Genomic DNA, 18,016 nt, shown 5'->3' on the forward strand with positions numbered 1-18,016 from the left:
GGGAGGCCGCCGATCGCGCGGCCTCCTTCCGTTTCGGTAAAGCCCCAAAAACGCGACCATATCCGATAGCGATACTAATCCTCGTCATTCTCTCTGATGGTTAACGACCCCTGAACAATGGGGCAGTTTCGGCCTCACAAAGCTTTTGCGCAAGCCGACAAATGTCGCGACGATCAAGGCAAGATCAGGAGAAAACATGCTCGCCTTGTTCATCGCCACCACCATCGCGTTATGCCTTCTCGGCTGGGCCGAGGGCTTGCCGCGCCAGCGCCAGGTTCGCGCCGCCGCCGACATCGGAGCGGAGGCCGCCACGATGACCGCTGCGCCCGCGCAGGTTCCTTCGCCGAAAGAGGCGCTCGGCGCTTCGGCGGAGGACGCGAACGACCTCGATGCCGCCGTGATGATGCGCATCGAAGCGCTGCTGGCGCATCCGAACCAACCGGCCGAGACCCGCGCACACGCTCCGGCACCTGCGCCCGCCGCAGGCCCCGAGCCGCTGCCCCGCATAAACGGGTTCGAACCGGGCGACGCCATCGCCCTCGATTTCACCGGCTCTGCGCCGCGGCGCGACGACATCACCTTCCGCACCTGCGCCGAAGGCACGCTCGTCGTGATCGAAGGTCAGGCCGAACTGGTCATCACCGGCATCGCGCCCGAGCAAATCGCGCCAGATGCCTTCCAATTCCGCGCTCATGCGGCGGCCTGAGAGACACCGCCCGCATGACAGGAAAAGACCCCGGTTGGGCTGGCCGGGGTCTTTTCTTTTTTAAATTCTGGATGTTGCGCCTCGGCGCGGATCAGATCGCGGCCTTGCGGCTCTCGTCGAGATAGATCTCGCGCAGACGCATAGCCACCGGGCCAACCGCGCCCTCGCCCACCGCCTCGCCGTCGATCTCCACCACCGGCATCACGAAAGCCGAGGCCGACGTGAAGAAAGCTTCATCCGCACCCTGAGCCTCTTCGATGGTGAAGGGACGCTCCTCGATCTCCATCTGGCTCTCGGCGGCATATTTCAGCAGCGAGGCGCGGGTGATCCCGTGCAGAATGTCGTGGCTCAGATGCCGCGTGATGATCTTGTTGCCCTTCACGATATAGACGTTGTTCGACGAGCCTTCGGTCACGAAGCCATCTTCCACGAACCACGCATCGTTCTTGCCCGCCTTCTCGGCCGCCATCTTCGCCATCGACGGATAGAGCAGCTGCACCGTCTTGATGTCGCGGCGATGCCAGCGCAGGTCGGGCAGCGAGATCACCTTGATGCCCTGTTTCGCCTTCGGATCGTCGGCGAGGTTCGGCTTCGCCTGGGTATACAGCACCACGGTCGGGGGCGTGCCCTCCGGCGGGTAGTGGAAATCGCGATCGCCCGCATTCCCGCGCGACACCTGAAGGTAGATCATCCCTTCGTCGAGATCGTTACGCTTGACCAGCTCGCGGTGAATCTCGATCCATTCGTCTCGGGTCAGATCGCAGGTCATCTCCAGCTCCGCCAGCGAGCGACCGAGCCGGTTCATGTGACCTTCGAATTCGAGGATCTTGCCGCCCAGAACGGAAGTCACCTCATAGACCGCATCGCCCATCACGAAACCACGGTCGAAGATGGAGACCTTGGCCTCTTCCTCGGGAATATACTCTCCGTTGAGATAGACGATCCGGCTCATATTCTTGCTCCTTGAAAACTCAGCCCCAGAGCTCCGGCTCCGGCGGCTCCACCACGCTGCCCTTGTAACGCAGCGGCACATCGCGGTCTTCGGCCAGAAGCAGCGGGCCGTCAAGATCGACGTAATCGGCCCCCTGCGCGACCAGCATCGCCGGCGCCATCGCGAGCGACGAGCCCACCATGCAGCCGACCATCACGCCGAACCCCTCGGCGCGCGCGAGATCGCGCAGCCGCAAGGCCTCGGTCAGCCCGCCGGTCTTGTCCAGCTTGATGTTGATGACGTCGTATTTGCCACGCAGATCGGTAAGCCCGTCGCGCGTATGGCAGCTCTCATCGGCGCAGATCGGCACCAGCCGCTGGATATCCGACAGCGCCTCGTCCCCCGCCGCAGGCAAGGGTTGCTCGACCAGCGCCACGCCCAGCTTCTTCAGCTCGGCCTGAATGTCGAGGAAAGTCTCGATCTCCCAGCCTTCATTCGCATCGACGATGATCTTCGCCTCCGGCGCCCCTTCGCGTACCGCGCGCAGACGCGGCATGTCTTCGGGCGTGCCGAGCTTGATCTTCAGCAACGGGCGATGCGCATGCTCGGCGGCCGCCGCGCGCATCTTCTCGGGTTCGTCCAGCGACAGCGTATAGGCCGTGGTCTGGCTCACGGGCTTGTCCAACCCGGCAAGCTCCCAGACCGGAACGCCCTTCTTCTTGGCTTCCCAATCCCACAAAGCGCAATCGACCGCGTTGCGCGCAGCCCCGGCGGGCAGCGCCTCTTGCAGCTCCGCACGGGAAATCCCTTGCGGCAGGCTTTCGATCTGCGCGGTAACGCTGTCGAGGCTTTCGCCGTACCGCGCATAGGGCACGCATTCGCCCCGCCCCGTCACGCCCTCGCGCTCCAGCGTCACGCTCAGCACATGCGCCTCGGTGCGCGAGCCGCGCGCGATGGTAAAGACCTGCGCCAGCTTGAACGTATCATGACTCACCCGGATCATCCGCGCCCCCTTCGACTTGGTGCAAATATCCCCGCCGGAGGCATCCGGCAGGGGTCACAAGCGAGACAATCAGATCGCGGCGAGCGCGTCCACCAGCTTGCCAGCACCGAAGCGGAACGGATCGGTCGTGGGCAGGCCCATTTCTTCCTCGACCTTCGCGAGATAGGCCTTCGCCTCGTCCTCACCCATCTTCTGAGTGTTGACCGAGATGCCGACCACCTGACAGGCGGGATTGGCGACTTTCGCGAGCGCCAGCGCCATATCGCTCAGCTCCTGCAGCGAGGGCAGCTTGTAGCCCGGCAGCCCGCGCATATGGGTGCGCGTCGGCTCATGCGCGAGGATCAGCGCATCGGGCTGACCGCCATGGATCAGCGCCATCGTCACGCCCGAATAGGAAACGTGGAACAGGCTGCCCTGCCCTTCGATCAGGTCCCAATGGTCGGGATCGTTATCGGGCGTTAGGTATTCGATCGAGCCGGCCATGAAATCCGCGATCACCGCATCGAGCGGCACGCCGTCGCCGGTGATCAGGATGCCGGTCTGGCCGGTCGCGCGGAAGCTGGCCTTCATGCCGCGCTCGCGCATTTCGCGCTCCATGCAAAGCGCGGTATACATCTTGCCCGCCGAGCAATCGGTACCCACGGCAAGGCAGCGCTTGCCGGTGCGCTTCTCGCCATTGGCGATCGGATATTTCACCGCCGGGATGCGCACGTCATGCAGCTGACGGCCGCAGGCTTCGGCCACCGCCACCAGATCGGGCTCGTCGCGCAGCAGGTTGTGCAGCCCCGAGGCCAGATCGAGCCCCTCTTCCAGCGCTTCCACCAGCACCTTCTTCCAGCTCTGCGAGATCACGCCGCCGCGGTTCGCGACGCCGATCACCAGCGTCTTGCAGCCCTTCGCAACGGCCTCTTTGATATCGAGATCTTGGATGCCCATGTCGGCTTGGCATCCCTCCATCCGGTACTGGCCGACCGCATATTCGGGCCGCCAGTCCTTGATCCCCTGCGCGACCTTTGCGGACAAGGGATCGGGGGCATCGCCCAGAAACAGTAGGTAAGGGGTGTCGATCAGCGACATGCGTGTCTCCCTGTGGTCTGTGTTTTGTCTTGTTTGTTGATGATATTAGGGCGCGGCGCAAAAATTTCTTGGGGATTTCCGTGCAACATTTCCAGCAAAACGGAAGATCCTTCGGCAAAAGCGCCAATTCGCCGCAATTTCGTGCATCACTCGGATTTTCGGATCCCAGCAATGCTGCAGCGCGGCCCTGATTCTGCGCTTGCAAAATCGCCTTGCATGAGGTCGCGCAACAATATACCCAATCAGCAACCCAAAACGTAACTTCCTTGCGAAAGGCCGCTTCATGAGCTTCCGCGTTCAACCCACGCCCCCTGCCCGCCCGAACCGCTGCCAGCTTTTCGGCCCCGGCTCGAACACCAAGCTCTTCCCGAAAATGGCCGCCTCCGCCGCCGATGTGATCAATCTCGACCTCGAGGATTCGGTCGCGCCCAACGATAAGGCGCAGGCGCGGCGCAACATCATTCAGGCCAGCCACGAGATCGACTGGGGCAATAAATACCTCTCGGTCCGCATCAACGGTCTCGACACGCCCTATTGGTATCGCGACGTGGTCGAACTGCTCGAAGAAGGCTCCGAGCGCATCGACCAGATCATGATCCCGAAAGTCGGCTGCGCGGCGGATGTCTACGCCGTCGACGCGCTGGTCACGGCGATCGAAACCGCGAAGGGGCGCACGAAGAAAATCTCGCTCGAAGTCATCATCGAAAGCGCCGCCGGTATCGCGCATGTCGAGGAAATCGCTGCATCTTCTCCGCGCCTGCAGGCGATGAGCCTCGGTGCCGCCGACTTCGCCGCCTCGATGGGCATGCAGACCACCGGCATCGGCGGGACGCAGGAAAACTACTACATGCTGCGCAACGGCGAGAAGCATTGGTCCGACCCGTGGCACTGGGCGCAGGCCGCCATCGTGGCCGCCTGTCGCACTCACGGCATTTTGCCGGTCGATGGCCCGTTCGGCGATTTCTCCGACGATGACGGCTTCCGCGCGCAGGCGCTGCGCTCGGCGACGCTTGGCATGGTGGGCAAATGGGCCATTCACCCCAAGCAAATTTCTCTTGCAAATGAGGTCTTTACGCCGTCTGATGAGGCTGTGACCGAGGCCCGTGAAATTCTTGTGGCGATGGAAGAGGCCAAGGCACGCGGCGAGGGTGCGACCGTCTACAAAGGCCGTCTCGTCGACATTGCGTCAATCAAACAAGCCGAAGTGATTGTAAGACAAGCCGAAATGATTAAAGATTAAGCCGCGCGCGAACGAATCGCGATATAGTTATCGAATCCCGGAGCGGTTGGGAGGGGAGGCCCGGCCGCATGAGGGAAAAGGAGCGCCCTGGCTTACGGCCGGGGCGTTTCCGTTTTTCTAGCCCCGGGGAATCCCACGCAAACGCCATCTAGCCGCGCTGTGCGACGGCCCGATGACAGTTCCGCAAATCGCAGCGCCTCAGCCCTGCAGCGGCAAGCGAATCTCCGTCAGCAAATCTTCCGGCTTCGTGTTCATCGGATCGTTGAGATAGACCTCATAGGCCACCAGATCGCGGTGCTCCATGCCCGACGTCGGATACCAATCCTCGTCCAGCCAGCGATAGGCTTCGGGCAGTTGCTCATAGGGCCCCTTCACCGTCACCACCGCATATTTTCCGGCCGGATAGCGAATCTCCGCAAGCGGCGGGAAGATCACGAACCCCTCGCCCACCGCAAAACAGGCATGAGAGCGCAGCTCCTCCGCCGGCACTTTGCGCGGATTGTCATGGCCGATCATAGCCGCGTGCTCGACTTCCGCCCAGGACGGCTCCGGGATCAGCGAAACAAGTTTCTGAAAGACCGGGCCGACCGAGGGGTAAGGCCCTTTATGTGCCAGCCCGGCAAGCCGCACCGCTGGCATCTCTTTGATCTCGACTTCATACGCCAAATTAACCCTCATCCGGTTAAAGCGCGCGTTTCCTCAGTCAGTCTATCACCTCCCATCCGCCGCGCCTATGAGGCAAGGCGCCGCCACTCCCGCAATCGGCACGCGCCCGCCATGCGCCACCCAGTTGCAATTCCCGAGCGTTGAAGACATTAAGGGCGCGAGTTTCCGGATGCGGAGTGATCCATGACCTATCTCGAATTCGAAAAGCCGCTGGCAGAGATCGAAGGCAAAGCCGAAGAGCTGCGCGCGCTGGCCCGGCAAAACGAAGAGATGGATGTCGACAAGGAAGCGTCAGCCCTCGACAAGAAGGCCGAGGCGATGCTGCGCGACCTCTACAAAGACCTGTCGCCCTGGCGCAAATGTCAGGTCGCGCGCCATCCCGACCGTCCGCACTGCAAGGACTATATCGACCAGCTCTTCACCGAGTACACGCCGCTCGCAGGCGATCGCAACTTCGCCGACGATCACGCGGTGATGGGCGGCCTCGCCCGTCTCGGCGACAAGCCGGTGATGGTGATCGGGCACGAGAAGGGCAACGACACCGCAAGCCGCATCGAGCGCAACTTCGGCATGGCCCGCCCCGAGGGCTACCGCAAGGCGATCCGCCTGATGGACATGGCCGCCCGCTTCGGCCTGCCGGTCGTCGCCCTGATCGACACGCCCGGCGCCTATCCCGGCAAGGGCGCGGAAGAGCGCGGCCAGTCCGAAGCCATCGCCCGCTCGACCGAGAAATGCCTGCAGATCGGTGTGCCGCTAATCTCGGTCATCATCGGCGAAGGCGGCTCGGGCGGTGCAGTGGCCTTCGCCACTGGCGACCGCGTCGCGATGCTGGAACATTCCGTCTATTCGGTGATCTCGCCCGAAGGCTGCGCCTCGATCCTGTGGAAGGATTCCGAGAAGATGCGCGAAGCCGCTGAGGCGCTGCGCCTGACCGCGCAGGACCTCAAGAAGCTCGGCGTGATCGACCGCATCATCTCCGAACCGATGGGCGGCGCACAGCGCGACGCCACGGCGACCATCGCCTCGGTCGGTTCGGAAATCTCGCTGATGCTGGCAGAACTGGAGGGCAAGAAGCCCGCCGATCTGATCAAGGCACGGCGCAAGAAGTTCCTCGACATGGGCACGAAGGGGCTTTCGGCCTAAACCGAAGCCCCCGCGCATCGCGAACCGGCCTCACGCCGGTTCCGCCTGCCTGCGCATCAACCCCGCCCCAAGTGCAAGCGCAATGATGACCGCGCCGTAGATCTCGGTCGTCAGCCGCAGCCCCAGTTCCGGCACTGCCAGCCCCGCCAGCACGGCCGGCACGCCGAAGGCCGAGTAAGCCAGCGTGAACAGCGCCGCGAACAGCCCGCCACGCTCATCGGGCGCGGCCAGCGGAGCGAGCGAACGCAACACCCCCGCAAAGCAGGTGCCGAAGCCGATCCCCGCGATGAAGACGCTCGCGAGATAGAGCGCGAAACTCCCCGTCGCGAGCGCCGCCAGCGACAACACCGTGCCCAGCACCAGCCCGTCCGTCCCCAGAAGCGCGATACGGCGCGGGGCCAGATTGCGCGTCGCATAGCACGAGGCCGCTCCGGTCCCCGATAGCAGCGCGACGATCGCCCCCTGCGCCAGCGCAGTGTGCACCTCGAAGACCTGCGCCACGATCGGCGCCCCCAGCGACAGGAATAGCGAGCCGGTTCCCCACCCCGCCAGCACCGCGGGCGCACCGCGCCGGAAGGCCGTACGGATATGGGGCGGCACAGAGACCTGCGGGCGCAGCGAGGCCAGTATCCCCTCATGGCGCGGCGCGGTCTCCGGCGGGAGCCATACCAGCACCGCCAACAGGCCATAGATCAGCGCGAGCCCGAGGAAGGTCACCAGACGCGGCGCAGGCGCGTAAGCCAGCAACGCCCCGCCCGCGAGCGCACCGACCGCAAGCCCCGCCAAGGGCGCGACCGCGTTCCAGACTGCCGCGAGACCGGGCCGCGCAGATGGCTCATGATCAGTCGAACTCGCACTCAGCGTCGAAATCAGCAGACCGCTCGCCAGCCCCTGCAGCACCCGCGCCAGCAGCAGCGCCATCGCCGTATCCGCCCAGAGGAATTCGAGCATCCCAAGCGCCAACAGCACGAAGCCCACCGACAGAACCGGTCGCCGCCCGAGATGGTCGGAGAGCCGACCGAAGACCAGCAGGGTCACTAGAAGCGCCCCGGCATAGATCGCGAAAATTCCCGTCATCATCGCCGAGGAAAAGCCGATCTGCGTCTGCAGGACCGGGTAGAAGGGCGACGGTGCGCTCGCACCCGCCAACATCAGAACGAGCCCCGTGATTGCCAGCATGAAGCCTGCCGGGCTCCGCGCAGGAGGATTTGGAGATGCGGCGCGCGGGCCAGAATCCGTCTCGTCGGTCATCGCTGTCTCCTGATGCGATTGGTTCGAAAATTGTCGAACCTCCACATACTCGACAGGACGCATGGTTCAAGTATTATCGAACCATGAGCGCGCCCCCCGAACTCCCGCATCCCCCCGCTGACTCGCTGTCTCTGTCGCAAGTGCTCTTCGCGCTCAGTGACCCGGCGCGGCGCGAGATCGCGCGCAATCTGCGCGAGGGACCACTCGAAGCGGCGGCCTGCAGCTCGGCAGGCGCGGAGGTCCCGAAGTCGACGAAATCCCATATTCTCAAGGTATTGCGGGAATCCGGCGTGATCCGGAACGAGCCGAACCCGAACGGTCGGGGCCGCCTGCTCACCCTGCGCCGGGATGACCTTGAGGCGCGCTTCCCCGGCCTGATCGACCCAATCCTCGACGCCGATCTGCGCGAGAGCTGATCACGCCAACGTGTTCGGCGCACGCCACCCGCAGCGCATCCGCACCTCTTCCTCTTGACAGAAATATCCCCGCCGGAGGCTCCCTCCGCCGCCACCCGCTCAGGGCTTCGGCAGCGCGAACCCGGCCTCCAGCATCAGCGCATCCGAGCGCGGCTCGACCACCGCCTCGACCGCCGCCAGCGTCTGCGGCGCAGAGCCCGCCGCTTCGATCACCGGCAGGAACTCGGTCACCGCCACGCCCGACCGGATCGGCCAGCCGCGCTTGCTCCAGAACAGGCCCGCATTGGTCGCGGCGGGCACCACCGGCAGCTTCGTGGCTTCCGCCACCACGCCCACGCCCTGCTTGTAACGGCGCCTCTCGCCCGGCGGCACGCGCGTGCCCTCGGGATAGATGATCAGCTGCCCCAACCCATGCGTCACGCGCGCCTCTTCGACCGCGCCCAGCATCACCTTCATCGCCTCCGACCCCTTGGAGCGGTCGATCGGGATGCAGCCCGCCTTATGCGCGAACCAGCCCATCACCGGCACGTTCAGCAACGCCTTCTTCATCACGAAGGCCCGGCGCGGCAGATGATTGGCGAGGATCAGGATGTCGAAAAAGCTCTGATGCTTGGCCGCGACGATACAGTCGCCCTCGGGCGGCGTGCCGCGCAGCTCATAGCGCAGCCCCAGATAGACCCGCGCCATATCCAGCAGATGCTGCGTCCAGATTCCGGCGGTGCGATGCACACCGGCCCGCCCCTTGGGCAGCACCTGAAACACAAGGCCCCAGGCCCCGATCAGCACCGTCGCGATCGAGATGTGAACGTAGTAAAGCCCGGTCATCACATGGGTCAGCGGCGTGACCTTTCCGGGGCGGCGCGAAGGGTCGGACATCAGCGAAGTCTCCTGAGCATACGCAGCGCGGCGAAGCGGGTGGCGGCAAAGGCCACGATCGCGGCGATCGGCGGAATGATCAATGGCCAGAGCCATGCGGCCCCGGAAAAGCCCAAACCGGTGAGGAAGCCGCCCGCAGCCTCGGTCGAAGGCAGCAGCGCCACCGCAAGCATCCCAAGCACCGTGCCCACCACCGCACCGATCAGGCCGCGCGTCGTGAAGCGGCGAACGAAGGCCCGCGCGATGAAGGCGTCTTTCGCGCCCACCAGCCGCAGCGTCGCGATCACCTGACCGTTGGCGGCCAGCGCGGCCTGTGCGGCAAGCGTGATCATCCCCGCCATCGCGCCGAAGATCAGCAGAAGCGACAGCAGGCCCAGCGTGCGGATACGCTCCGCCGCCGCGACAAGCGGACGCCGCCAGCGGGTATGGTCGTCGAAGATCGCGCCGGGCGCCTCGGCCTGCAGCCGCAGCCGCAGCCCCTCGGCATCGACGCCCGCGCCGGTCTCGGTCACTGCGAACAGCTTGGGCAGCGGCAGCGCATCCACCGGCAGATCGGGACCGAACCACGGCTTCAGCAGCCCCTTCATCTCGTCATCGCCCATCACCCGCGACGAGGCGACCCCCGGCGTCGTCTTCAGCACTTCCTGCACGGCGGCGACCTGCGCATCCATCTGCTCGGGCGGGGCGGAGATGCGGATCGTGGCCGAGCGCGCGAGGCTGTCCGCCCAGCGATCGGCGAGCCGCCCGGTCGCCAGCGACAGCGCCAGCGCGAAGACCGCAAGGAAGGCCATTGCGGCGGCGGTGAACAGCGTCAGCCGCGCGGTGAACCCGGTCGGCGGCACGACCCGATCCGGCCCGGTCGTCTCGGAGGCGAATGTCAGCAAGGTCAGCTTCACAGATCGGCCCCCGCCGTATGCAGATGGCGCTTCGCGATGCGCAGAACCCGCGCCGAGACCTGCGGTTTCGCCTGCCGGATCAGGTTCAGATCGTGGGTCGCGATCACCACCGTCTTGCCCATCTTGTTCAGCTCGACCAGCAGCGACAGCAGCCGCAGCGACATCTCCCAATCGAGGTTCCCGGTCGGCTCGTCGGCGAGGATCACATCGGGCGACATGATGACCGCGCGGGCCAGAGCGACGCGTTGCCGCTCCCCGCCCGACAGTTGCGGCGGCAGCGCATTCGCCTGCCGCTTCAGCCCGACCCAGGCCAGCAATTCGCGCAGCTGGGTCATGTCGGGCGTGCGGCGATTGACCGTCATCGGCAGCGCCACGTTCTCTTCCACCGAGAGGTGGTCGAGGAACTGGCAGTCCTGATGCACGACGCCGATACGCTGGCGCAGCCCGGCGATTTCGTCCCGGTCCATCCCGCGCACATCCTTGCCGAACAAGGACAAATGCCCCGCCGTCGGCAGCAATTCCGCGTAGCATAATTTGAGAAATGTGGTCTTCCCGGCCCCCGACGGCCCGGTCAGAAAATGGAATGACCCCGGGGCAAGCGTAAGGGACATATCGCTTAACAGCTCCGCCCCGCTATAGCTCATCGCCACATTTTGCAGCTCGATCACTGCCAGCCCCTTTATTTGGTGCGCGTTTCGCGAATTAAGTGGCCCAAATCATTTGGACATTCCGCCCGCGCTTGCTACAACATAAGAAAGTGGTTGGCCAGAACGGCAAAACGCCAACACGGGCAGGGATGGGACAATATGCGGTTGGTTTGCCCCAATTGCGGTGCGCAATACGAAGTGGATGACGCTGTCATCCCAGATGGCGGACGGGATGTGCAATGCTCCAATTGCGGGCACGGCTGGTTCCAGCCGAGCAAGGATATGCTCTCTGCCGAACCTGACACCACCACCGCTGCGCCCCCGCCCGAAGGTTGGGATCTTGACGCCGAGACGGAGGCAGAGGCAGAGACTGCACCCGAGGAAGCTGAGGCTGAGGTGACGGCGGAGACGCCCGCCGAATCTGAGCCCGTTTCCGAATCCGAGCAACCCGCCGAACCCGAGCAAACTTCCGAGCCCGAGCCGCTTCCCGAACCCGAGCAACAACCAGAGCCCGAGGCCGCAACGGCCCTGCCCGAGCCTGAGCCAGTCGTGACGACGCAAAGCACGGACGACACGGATGCCGCCATTGCGGCGATGGTCTCGACGCCGGAGCCCGAGGATCAGGACGACGACGAGGAGGACGAGCCGGGCCTCGGCCCTGCCCCACGTGTCGGCGCCACCCCGCGCAAACCGCTCGATGACGGGCTGCTGTCGATCCTGCGCGAAGAAGCCGAGCGCGAAGCCGCGCAGCGCCGCGCCGAAGGCTCGAGCGAGCTGGAGACGCAAGACGAACTGAACCTCGAAGAGCGCGAGACCAGCGAAGACGCGGAACGCGCCGCCGAGGCCGCCGCCGCCGATCTGGCGCGCCGCCGCAAAACTGCGCAGGACTTTTCCGATCTCAACGAGTCCGAAGAGGATCGCGTGGCCGACCTGCTCGGCGAGGACGACGAAGACATGCGCGCGATCCGCGGACGCGAACGGCTGCCCGACATCGACGAGATCAATTCGACCCTCACCGCGACCTCGGATCGCGAGGGCGACAGCGTGGCCGAATTCTCGCCGGAAATGGCGCGCCGCCGCCGCTCTGGCTTCAGCCGCGGCTTCATCTTCGTCATGGCGGTCACCGCGATCCTGGCGCTGCTCTATGCCTTCGCGCCGGACATCGCCGCGAAAGTCCCGGCGCTCAAATCGCCACTGACCCAATATGTCGTGGCGGTGGACGAGGGGCGCATCTGGCTCGACGACCAGTTGCAAATCCTGACGCATCGCCTCTCGCCCGAGGCGACCTCGGACGGCTTCACCGAATAAGTTTTCCTAATAATCTGCCGCCGCGCATAAGTTGAACTTATGGGCGCGCGGCGTTAGCCCGCGTTCGAGAACTGGTCGAGCAGCCGCTTGAGGTAGTCCAGCTCTTCCTCGGGGCGCAGACGATCGGCCGAGCGGCGGCGGATTTCATCGAGCAGATCCTGCGCCCGGCGATAGACATCCTCGCCATTCAGCATCTGACGGTCGGTGCCAAGCTGATTGCCCTCGCCCTGCGCGCGGCCAAGCGGATCGCGCGGCATTTCACGCCCACCCTGCTGTCCGGGCTGACCCGCCTGCTGATTGCCCTGCTGGCCGGGCTGCTGGCCGTCGCGGCGCGCCTGTTCGTTGCGCATCGCCTCGCCAAGCGCGCGCATCCCTTCGCGCAGCGCCTCGATCGCGTCGGCCTGACGGTCGATCGCCGCCGAGTTGTCGCCCTCGCGCAGCGCTTCCTCGGCCTGATCCATCGCGCGCCCGGCATCGTCGAAACGCTTCTCGGCCTGCTGGCCCGCCTCGTTGCCGAAGCCCGGCAGCAGCCCGCGCTGGCGGTCGAGTTCGCGCCGCAATGCGCGCTGGCGATCCGCGAGGCTTTGACCATCGACACCGCCCTGCCCGCCGTTCATGCCGGGCTGATCGCCCTGCCCCTGACCGTCGCGCTGCGCTTGCCCGTCCTGGCCTTGGCCCTGACCGGGCTGGTCGCCGGGCTGCTGGCCCTGACCTTGTTGGCCTTGCTCTCCCTGCTGGCCTTGTTGACCCTGCTGACCTTGCTGCTGACCCTGTTGCCCTTGCTGACCTTGTTGACCTTGCTGACCGTTCTCGGCCTGCTGCTGGCGCTCCTCCGGAGTCATGAACTGGTCCTGCAGGTCGCGGAACGCATCGTCGGACAGCTCCTGCTGCTTGCGAAGCGTGTCCTGCATGTCGCGCATCGCCTGACCGCCGGGCATGTCGCCCTGACCGTTCTGGCCCTGCTGGACCTTGAGGTTCTCCATCATCCGCGCGAGCTGGTCGAGCAACTCCTGCGCCTCGGCCATCCGGCCCTCCTCCATCAGCTTCTGGATCTGGTCCATCATCTGCTGGATCTGGTCGCCGGTGATCTGTTGACCCTGCTGCGGCTGCTGACCGAATTGCGGGCCTTGTTCCTGCTGCTGCGAGCGCTCGGCAAGCATGCGGATGTAATTGTCCGTCGCCTCTTTCAGCTCCTGCATGAGCTTGGCGATCTCATCCTTGGACGCCCCGTTGCGAATTGCCTCGGAGAGCTTTTCCTGCGCCTTCTGCATCGCGGCCAAAGCATCGGCGAGCCCGCCATCCTCGACCAGCTCCGCCATCTTCCACAGCGCCTCGGCGATCTCGTCGCGGGCCTCGGGCGACAGGTCGGGATCGTCGAGGCGCCCGATCACGAGGCGGATCATCAGGTAGACCTCCTCGCGCTTGATGAAGCCCTCGTGCCGGTTCGAAATCGCCCGCAGCAGCTGATCGGCATAGCCGCGATTGTCGCGCGACCACAGCAGATCGCGGCGCACTTCGATCAAGGCGGAGGCGAGCGGATCGAAGAAACGCTTGCCGGGCAGGATGATCTCCTGCGTGCCGGACGTACCGGTCTGGCCGCGCCCGTCCTCGACATCGAGCGTCAGTTTCACCGGCAGGTTCGCCCAAGGATGCTTCGCGGCATCCTCGACGAGGCTTTCGGTGAAATCGGCCCGCGAGCCGGAAATCGGCAGCGGCAAGTCATAGACCAGATCGTCGCGCGGCTCGGGCGGGATCTGCAGACCGTAGCGGCGATCGACCTTCGCCAGATCGAGCGAAATCACCGCATGGCCCTTGGTCACGGCGTAATCGTCCTGCGCGGTGAAGGGCAGGCTCAGCTTGCCATCGGCGCGGCGATCAGGTGTGCCGGCCAGCGCGACAGAGGGCGCCTCGTCGGGGCGCACCACCACGTTGAAGCGGCGCGCGGCGGGGCCTTTGAACTCCAGAAGCCCGTCGCGGACCGCTTCGAATTCATGGGTCTCGATGCCGCTGGCGGTCTGCGCCGCGCCCTGTTCGGGCAGCGCGGCCGGGTTCGAGACGCTCTCGGAGAAGCCGATCGCGCCGGACGCGCCATACAGCCGGATCGAGAAGCGGGTGCCTTCGGGCACGATCAGCTCGTCGCCCTCGACCTTGTTCAGATAGAGCCCCGGCTTGCCGGTATAGCGCGGCGGCGCGGCCCAACCTTCCCAGCTTGGCCCCATCGCGGCCTCGGCAGAGCCCGCAGGCGTCGGCAGCCCCTCGGTCGGATGCAAAAGCCGCTGCGGCACGCCGAAGATCACCGCGACGACCAAGGCCGTCAGCGCGGTCAGACGCAGCGCATAGGGATCGCGGCGGGCAAGATCGGGTTTCGGACGCGGCGCGCGGGCGGCTTGCGCGGCCTTGGCCATGCGCCGCAGATGCGCCATCCAAAGCGCGCGGGCGGCGGGATCGTCCTGCCCCAGCGCCATCTCGTCGGTCAGCGCGGAAAGCGGACGGCCCGGCAGCGTCGCATCGAGCCGCGCAATCGCATCCGTGCGGCGCGGCCAGCGCATCCGCCACGCGCCCCATGCCAGCGCGGCGAGCGAGGCGATCAGCGCGACCAGCCAGAACCAACGCCCGCCCGGCCCCAAATAGGCGGGCAGCGCGAAGGCTATGGCGGTGGCGATCAGCGCAAGAACGGAGAGAAGCGGCCAGAAGGCGCGCAGCCCCCGCTCGACGATCATCCCGGCATGGGTGAGCGCAATAGGCCGGGCGAGCGGGGCCAGAGCGGCCTGCCCGTCCTCCTTCGTCGCGGTATCGCGCGAAGCTTTGCTGAACCAGTTCCTGACCGGCATACTCTCCCTATCCGTCGGCCCCGATTCCCTTCCTACGGATCAGAGCCACTCCGGGATGGTATCGCGGGAGAGCATTTCCTCAAAGCTCGGTCTTGCCCGAATGAGAGCGAATTCGCCGCCGCGGACCAGAACCTCGGGGATCAGCGGACGCGAATTGTATTCCGACGACATGACCGCGCCGTAAGCCCCCGCCGAACGGAAGGCGACCAGATCGCCCGGGCCGAGCGGCGTCAGATTGCGCGCCTTTGCGAAAGTGTCGCCGGTCTCGCACACCGGGCCGACGATATCGAAAGGCGCGGATTCGGTGCCCGGATCGGCTTCGATCACCGGGACGATGTCGTGATAGGCGCCATACATCGAGGGCCGCACGAGGTCGTTCATCGCCGCGTCGAGAATGAGGAAATCGCGCCCCTCGCCCTCTTTCAGCCAGATCACCGAGGAGACCAGCAGCCCGGCATTGCCCGAAATCAGGCGGCCCGGTTCGATCTCGATCTCGCAGCCCAGATCGCCCACGGTGCGCTGGATCACCTGCCCGTATTCGATGGGCAGAGGCGGGGCGGAATTCGACCGCTCATAGGGAATGCCCAGACCGCCGCCGAGGTCGAGACGGCGGATATCGTGGCCGTCTGCGCGCAGCGCCTCGGTCAATTCGCGGACCTTGAGGAAGGCCGCCTCGAACGGCTCCAGATCGGTCAGCTGCGAGCCGATATGCACGTCGATGCCCACGACCTCGATGCCGGGCAGCTGGGCCGCCTCGGCATAGACCGCGCGGGACTTGGCAATCGGGATGCCGAACTTGTTCTCGGATTTGCCGGTCGCGATTTTCTCATGGGTCTTCGCGTCGACATCCGGGTTCACCCGCAGCGCGATCGGCGCGGTGACGCCCATCGACGCGGCAATCTCAGAAATCGCGAGCAGTTCCGGCTCGGACTCGACATTGAACTGACGAATGCCGTTCTCAAGAACGTAGGCGATCTCCTCGCGGGTCTTGCCGACGCCCGAGAACACCACGTGATCCCCCGGCACACCAGCCGCCCGCGCCCGGCGATATTCGCCGCCCGAGACCACATCCATCCCCGCGCCCAGATCGCCCAGAACCTTCAGCACCGCGAGGTTCGAGTTCGATTTGATCGCGAAGCAGATCAGGTGATCCGTCCAGCCGAGCGCCTCTTCGAACAGCTTGAAATGGCGCTCCAGCGTGGCGGTCGAATAGACGTAGAACGGCGTGCCAACAGCGGCCGCGATCTCGGGGATCGGCACATCCTCTGCATGAAGGACGCCGTCGCGATAGAGGAAATGATCCATGAGAGGTCTCGATTACTGGGCCGAAGCCTGCTGGGATTGCGTGCTATCCGCCTCGGACGGCGGGACGGGCGGGCCGTCGACACCGCAGGCAGCGAGCGAGAGAAGAAGCGTCAGGGCGAGGGTCAGGGTCTTGGTCATGGGGTCACCGAAAGGGTCATGATGCCAACGCGCGCCGTCGCGGCGGGATAAACTTTGATGCCGTCACGGTTGATGCCGACATGTGTGTGCAGCTCCGGATCGGCGGCACAGGCGCCAAGCAGACCGATCAGCACGAACGGAGCCGCGAATTTCATCCTAGCTGTTCCTTCCAGCGAGCGATCTGCGCGCGCACCTGATCGGGCGCGGTTCCGCCGTAAGACTGGCGCGAGGCGACCGAGTTGTGAACCCCGAGGACGTCGAAGACGCTCTCGGTGATCGCCGGGTTGATCGACTGCATCTGTTCGAGGCTCAGATCGGGCAGGTCGCAGCCTTTTTCCTCTGCCATCGCGACCAGCGAGCCGGTGACGTGGTGGGCGTCACGGAAGGGCAGCCCCGCCTCGCGCACCAGCCAGTCGGCCAGATCGGTCGCGGTGGAGAACCCGCCCGAGGCCGCGGCCTCCAGCTTGTCCGCGTTCACCGTCATATCGCCGATCATCCCCGCCATCGCGGCAAGCGCGAGCATCAGGTTGTCGGCGGCATCGAAGACCTGCTCCTTGTCTTCCTGCATGTCCTTCGAATAGGCGAGCGGCAGCCCCTTCATCACCGTGAACAGCGCGACCGAGGCCCCGAGGATGCGCCCGATCTTGGCGCGGATCAGCTCTGCCGCGTCGGGGTTGCGTTTCTGCGGCATGATCGACGAGCCCGTCGACCACTTGTCCGACATCGCGACGAAGCGGAACTGCGCCGAGGACCAGATCACCAGCTCTTCGGCGAGGCGCGACATGTGGACCGCGCAGATCGACGAGGCCGACAGGAATTCCAGCGCGAAATCGCGATCCGACACCGCATCGAGCGAGTTCGCCATCGGCCGGTCGAAGCCCAGCGCCTCTGCCGTGGCATGACGATCGATCGGGAAGCCTGTGCCGGCCAACGCCGCAGCCCCCAGCGGGCATTCGTTCATCCGTTTGCGCGCATCCTCGAACCGGGATTTGTCGCGTGCGAACATCTCGACATAGGCCATCATGTGATGGCCGAAGGTCACCGGCTGCGCGGTCTGCAGATGGGTGAAGCCGGGCATCACCCAATCGGCGCCCTCCTCGGCCCGGGTCAGCGCGGCGCGGATCAGCGTGTCGAGCCCGGTGATCGCGGCGTCGCATTGCTCGCGCACCCAAAGGCGGAAATCGGTCGCGACCTGATCGTTGCGCGAGCGCGCCGTGTGCAGCCGCCCCGCCGGTTCGCCGATCACCTCTTTCAGCCGCGCCTCGACATTCATGTGGATGTCCTCGAGCGCGGTCGAGAAGGGAAATCCTCCCGCTTCGATTTCTGACAAAACCGTGAGCAAACCTTCTCCGATCGCCTCGGCGTCCTTATCACTAATGATGCCTTGCGCGGCGAGCATCGCGGCGTGGGCCCGGCTGCCGCGGATGTCCTGCGCGTAGAGCCGCTGGTCATACCCGATCGAGGCGTTGATCGCCTCCATGATCGCGTCAGGTCCCGCGGCGAAACGCCCGCCCCACATCGCGTTGGAGGACTTGTTCTCGTCGGTCTGATCGGTCATGGTCTGAGGCCCTTGCTAGGAGGC

At 65.3% G+C, this 18,016-nt stretch carries 18 protein-coding genes; 5 read left to right on the forward strand and 13 right to left on the reverse strand.

What is annotated here, in order from left to right:
- The first annotated feature begins 196 nt into the window (after positions 1-196).
- Positions 197-706, forward strand: coding sequence for a hypothetical protein (locus tag B3D39_RS13940; RefSeq protein ID WP_274962250.1), 510 nt, complete (start codon positions 197-199; stop codon positions 704-706).
- A 91-nt stretch (positions 707-797) separates the two neighbouring features.
- Here the strand turns inward: B3D39_RS13940 and B3D39_RS13945 are convergent, their stop codons facing one another.
- The 3 genes from B3D39_RS13945 to dgcN form a co-directional block, all read right to left on the reverse strand.
- Positions 798-1,658, reverse strand: a complete 861-nt coding sequence (locus B3D39_RS13945; RefSeq protein WP_078569844.1) for a D-amino-acid transaminase — start codon at positions 1,656-1,658, stop codon at positions 798-800.
- 19 nt (positions 1,659-1,677) lie between these two features.
- Positions 1,678-2,640 (reverse strand): N-acetyl-D-Glu racemase DgcA, encoded by a 963-nt coding sequence (dgcA, locus tag B3D39_RS13950; RefSeq protein WP_274962251.1) that lies wholly within the window; start codon positions 2,638-2,640, stop codon positions 1,678-1,680.
- A gap of 69 nt (positions 2,641-2,709) precedes the next feature.
- Entirely contained in the window at positions 2,710-3,711 is a 1,002-nt protein-coding gene (gene dgcN, locus B3D39_RS13955; RefSeq protein ID WP_274962268.1) for an N-acetyltransferase DgcN, read from the reverse strand.
- A 289-nt stretch (positions 3,712-4,000) separates the two neighbouring features.
- Here dgcN and B3D39_RS13960 point away from each other — a divergent pair, with 289 nt between their 5' ends.
- The gene (locus tag B3D39_RS13960) at positions 4,001-4,957 is read left to right on the forward strand and encodes an L-malyl-CoA/beta-methylmalyl-CoA lyase (RefSeq protein ID WP_274962252.1); all 957 of its coding nucleotides are present in this window, start codon (positions 4,001-4,003) and stop codon (positions 4,955-4,957) included.
- Between the two features lie 198 nt (positions 4,958-5,155).
- Here B3D39_RS13960 and B3D39_RS13965 read toward each other — a convergent pair whose 3' ends face one another.
- Entirely contained in the window at positions 5,156-5,623 is a 468-nt protein-coding gene (locus B3D39_RS13965) for an AraC family transcriptional regulator (protein WP_274962253.1), read from the reverse strand.
- A gap of 183 nt (positions 5,624-5,806) precedes the next feature.
- Here B3D39_RS13965 and B3D39_RS13970 point away from each other — a divergent pair, with 183 nt between their 5' ends.
- Positions 5,807-6,766: an acetyl-CoA carboxylase carboxyltransferase subunit alpha gene (locus B3D39_RS13970; RefSeq protein ID WP_078569841.1), complete on the forward strand. Its 960-nt coding sequence runs from the start codon at positions 5,807-5,809 to the stop codon at positions 6,764-6,766.
- Between the two features lie 30 nt (positions 6,767-6,796).
- Here B3D39_RS13970 and B3D39_RS13975 read toward each other — a convergent pair whose 3' ends face one another.
- A complete protein-coding gene (locus B3D39_RS13975; RefSeq protein ID WP_286789812.1) occupies positions 6,797-7,945 on the reverse strand; it encodes an MFS transporter in 1,149 nt (382 codons plus the stop codon).
- Between the two features lie 35 nt (positions 7,946-7,980).
- Between B3D39_RS13975 and B3D39_RS13980 the strand changes: the two genes are divergently transcribed.
- Positions 7,981-8,433, forward strand: a complete 453-nt coding sequence (locus tag B3D39_RS13980) for an ArsR/SmtB family transcription factor (protein WP_286789813.1) — start codon at positions 7,981-7,983, stop codon at positions 8,431-8,433.
- Positions 8,434-8,532: 99 nt separating this feature from the next.
- Here B3D39_RS13980 and B3D39_RS13985 read toward each other — a convergent pair whose 3' ends face one another.
- The 3 genes from B3D39_RS13985 to B3D39_RS13995 are packed head-to-tail and all read right to left on the reverse strand — an operon-like array spanning position 8,533 to position 10,873.
- Positions 8,533-9,309, reverse strand: coding sequence for a lysophospholipid acyltransferase family protein (locus B3D39_RS13985; RefSeq protein ID WP_274962256.1), 777 nt, complete (start codon positions 9,307-9,309; stop codon positions 8,533-8,535).
- On the reverse strand, positions 9,309-10,205 hold the full coding sequence (locus B3D39_RS13990) for a cell division protein FtsX (protein WP_274962257.1): 897 nt from the start codon (positions 10,203-10,205) through the stop codon (positions 9,309-9,311). The genes B3D39_RS13985 and B3D39_RS13990 overlap by 1 nt, the downstream gene beginning before the upstream one ends.
- Positions 10,202-10,873: a cell division ATP-binding protein FtsE gene (locus B3D39_RS13995; protein ID WP_078569836.1), complete on the reverse strand. Its 672-nt coding sequence runs from the start codon at positions 10,871-10,873 to the stop codon at positions 10,202-10,204. The genes B3D39_RS13990 and B3D39_RS13995 overlap by 4 nt, the downstream gene beginning before the upstream one ends.
- 138 nt (positions 10,874-11,011) lie before the next feature.
- On the opposite strand from B3D39_RS13995, the gene B3D39_RS14000 reads away from it, so the two are divergent.
- A complete protein-coding gene (locus tag B3D39_RS14000; RefSeq protein ID WP_274962258.1) occupies positions 11,012-12,160 on the forward strand; it encodes a zinc-ribbon domain-containing protein in 1,149 nt (382 codons plus the stop codon).
- Positions 12,161-12,213: 53 nt separating this feature from the next.
- Here B3D39_RS14000 and B3D39_RS14005 read toward each other — a convergent pair whose 3' ends face one another.
- From B3D39_RS14005 to argH, 5 genes are read right to left on the reverse strand one after another with little or no spacing between them, the layout of a single operon-like run.
- A complete protein-coding gene (locus B3D39_RS14005) occupies positions 12,214-14,991 on the reverse strand; it encodes a DUF4175 domain-containing protein (protein WP_274962259.1) in 2,778 nt (925 codons plus the stop codon).
- A 39-nt stretch (positions 14,992-15,030) separates the two neighbouring features.
- The gene (gene lysA / locus B3D39_RS14010; protein WP_274962260.1) at positions 15,031-16,296 is read right to left on the reverse strand and encodes a diaminopimelate decarboxylase; all 1,266 of its coding nucleotides are present in this window, start codon (positions 16,294-16,296) and stop codon (positions 15,031-15,033) included.
- A gap of 12 nt (positions 16,297-16,308) precedes the next feature.
- The gene (locus tag B3D39_RS14015; protein ID WP_143593806.1) at positions 16,309-16,434 is read right to left on the reverse strand and encodes an argininosuccinate lyase; all 126 of its coding nucleotides are present in this window, start codon (positions 16,432-16,434) and stop codon (positions 16,309-16,311) included.
- The gene (locus tag B3D39_RS14020) at positions 16,431-16,589 is read right to left on the reverse strand and encodes a hypothetical protein (protein ID WP_158522131.1); all 159 of its coding nucleotides are present in this window, start codon (positions 16,587-16,589) and stop codon (positions 16,431-16,433) included. Before B3D39_RS14020 ends, B3D39_RS14015 begins: the two co-directional genes overlap by 4 nt.
- A complete protein-coding gene (gene argH, locus B3D39_RS14025) occupies positions 16,586-17,992 on the reverse strand; it encodes an argininosuccinate lyase (RefSeq protein ID WP_274962261.1) in 1,407 nt (468 codons plus the stop codon). Before argH ends, B3D39_RS14020 begins: the two co-directional genes overlap by 4 nt.
- Between the last annotated feature and the right edge of the window lie 24 nt (positions 17,993-18,016).

Source organism: Thioclava sp. UBA3469, from assembly GCF_002378135.1.
GTDB lineage: Bacteria > Pseudomonadota > Alphaproteobacteria > Rhodobacterales > Rhodobacteraceae > Thioclava > Thioclava sediminum.

What these genes read in the sequence shown, in the direction of transcription:
- B3D39_RS13980 (WP_286789813.1), top strand. Translation starts at nt 7,981, where the DNA reads ATGCGGCGCGCGGGCCAGAATCCGTCTCGTCGGTCATCGCTGTCTCCT.
- B3D39_RS13945 (WP_078569844.1), bottom strand. Translation starts at nt 1,658, where the DNA reads ATGAGCCGGATCGTCTATCTCAACGGAGAGTATATTCCCGAGGAAGAG.
- lysA (WP_274962260.1), bottom strand. Translation starts at nt 16,296, where the DNA reads ATGGATCATTTCCTCTATCGCGACGGCGTCCTTCATGCAGAGGATGTG.
- B3D39_RS13985 (WP_274962256.1), bottom strand. Translation starts at nt 9,309, where the DNA reads ATGTCCGACCCTTCGCGCCGCCCCGGAAAGGTCACGCCGCTGACCCAT.
- B3D39_RS13940 (WP_274962250.1), top strand. Translation starts at nt 197, where the DNA reads ATGCTCGCCTTGTTCATCGCCACCACCATCGCGTTATGCCTTCTCGGC.
- B3D39_RS14015 (WP_143593806.1), bottom strand. Translation starts at nt 16,434, where the DNA reads ATGACCAAGACCCTGACCCTCGCCCTGACGCTTCTTCTCTCGCTCGCT.
- dgcA (WP_274962251.1), bottom strand. Translation starts at nt 2,640, where the DNA reads ATGATCCGGGTGAGTCATGATACGTTCAAGCTGGCGCAGGTCTTTACC.
- B3D39_RS14020 (WP_158522131.1), bottom strand. Translation starts at nt 16,589, where the DNA reads ATGAAATTCGCGGCTCCGTTCGTGCTGATCGGTCTGCTTGGCGCCTGT.
- B3D39_RS14000 (WP_274962258.1), top strand. Translation starts at nt 11,012, where the DNA reads ATGCGGTTGGTTTGCCCCAATTGCGGTGCGCAATACGAAGTGGATGAC.
- B3D39_RS14005 (WP_274962259.1), bottom strand. Translation starts at nt 14,991, where the DNA reads ATGCCGGTCAGGAACTGGTTCAGCAAAGCTTCGCGCGATACCGCGACG.
- B3D39_RS13960 (WP_274962252.1), top strand. Translation starts at nt 4,001, where the DNA reads ATGAGCTTCCGCGTTCAACCCACGCCCCCTGCCCGCCCGAACCGCTGC.
- argH (WP_274962261.1), bottom strand. Translation starts at nt 17,992, where the DNA reads ATGACCGATCAGACCGACGAGAACAAGTCCTCCAACGCGATGTGGGGC.
- B3D39_RS13975 (WP_286789812.1), bottom strand. Translation starts at nt 7,945, where the DNA reads ATGCTGGCAATCACGGGGCTCGTTCTGATGTTGGCGGGTGCGAGCGCA.
- B3D39_RS13970 (WP_078569841.1), top strand. Translation starts at nt 5,807, where the DNA reads ATGACCTATCTCGAATTCGAAAAGCCGCTGGCAGAGATCGAAGGCAAA.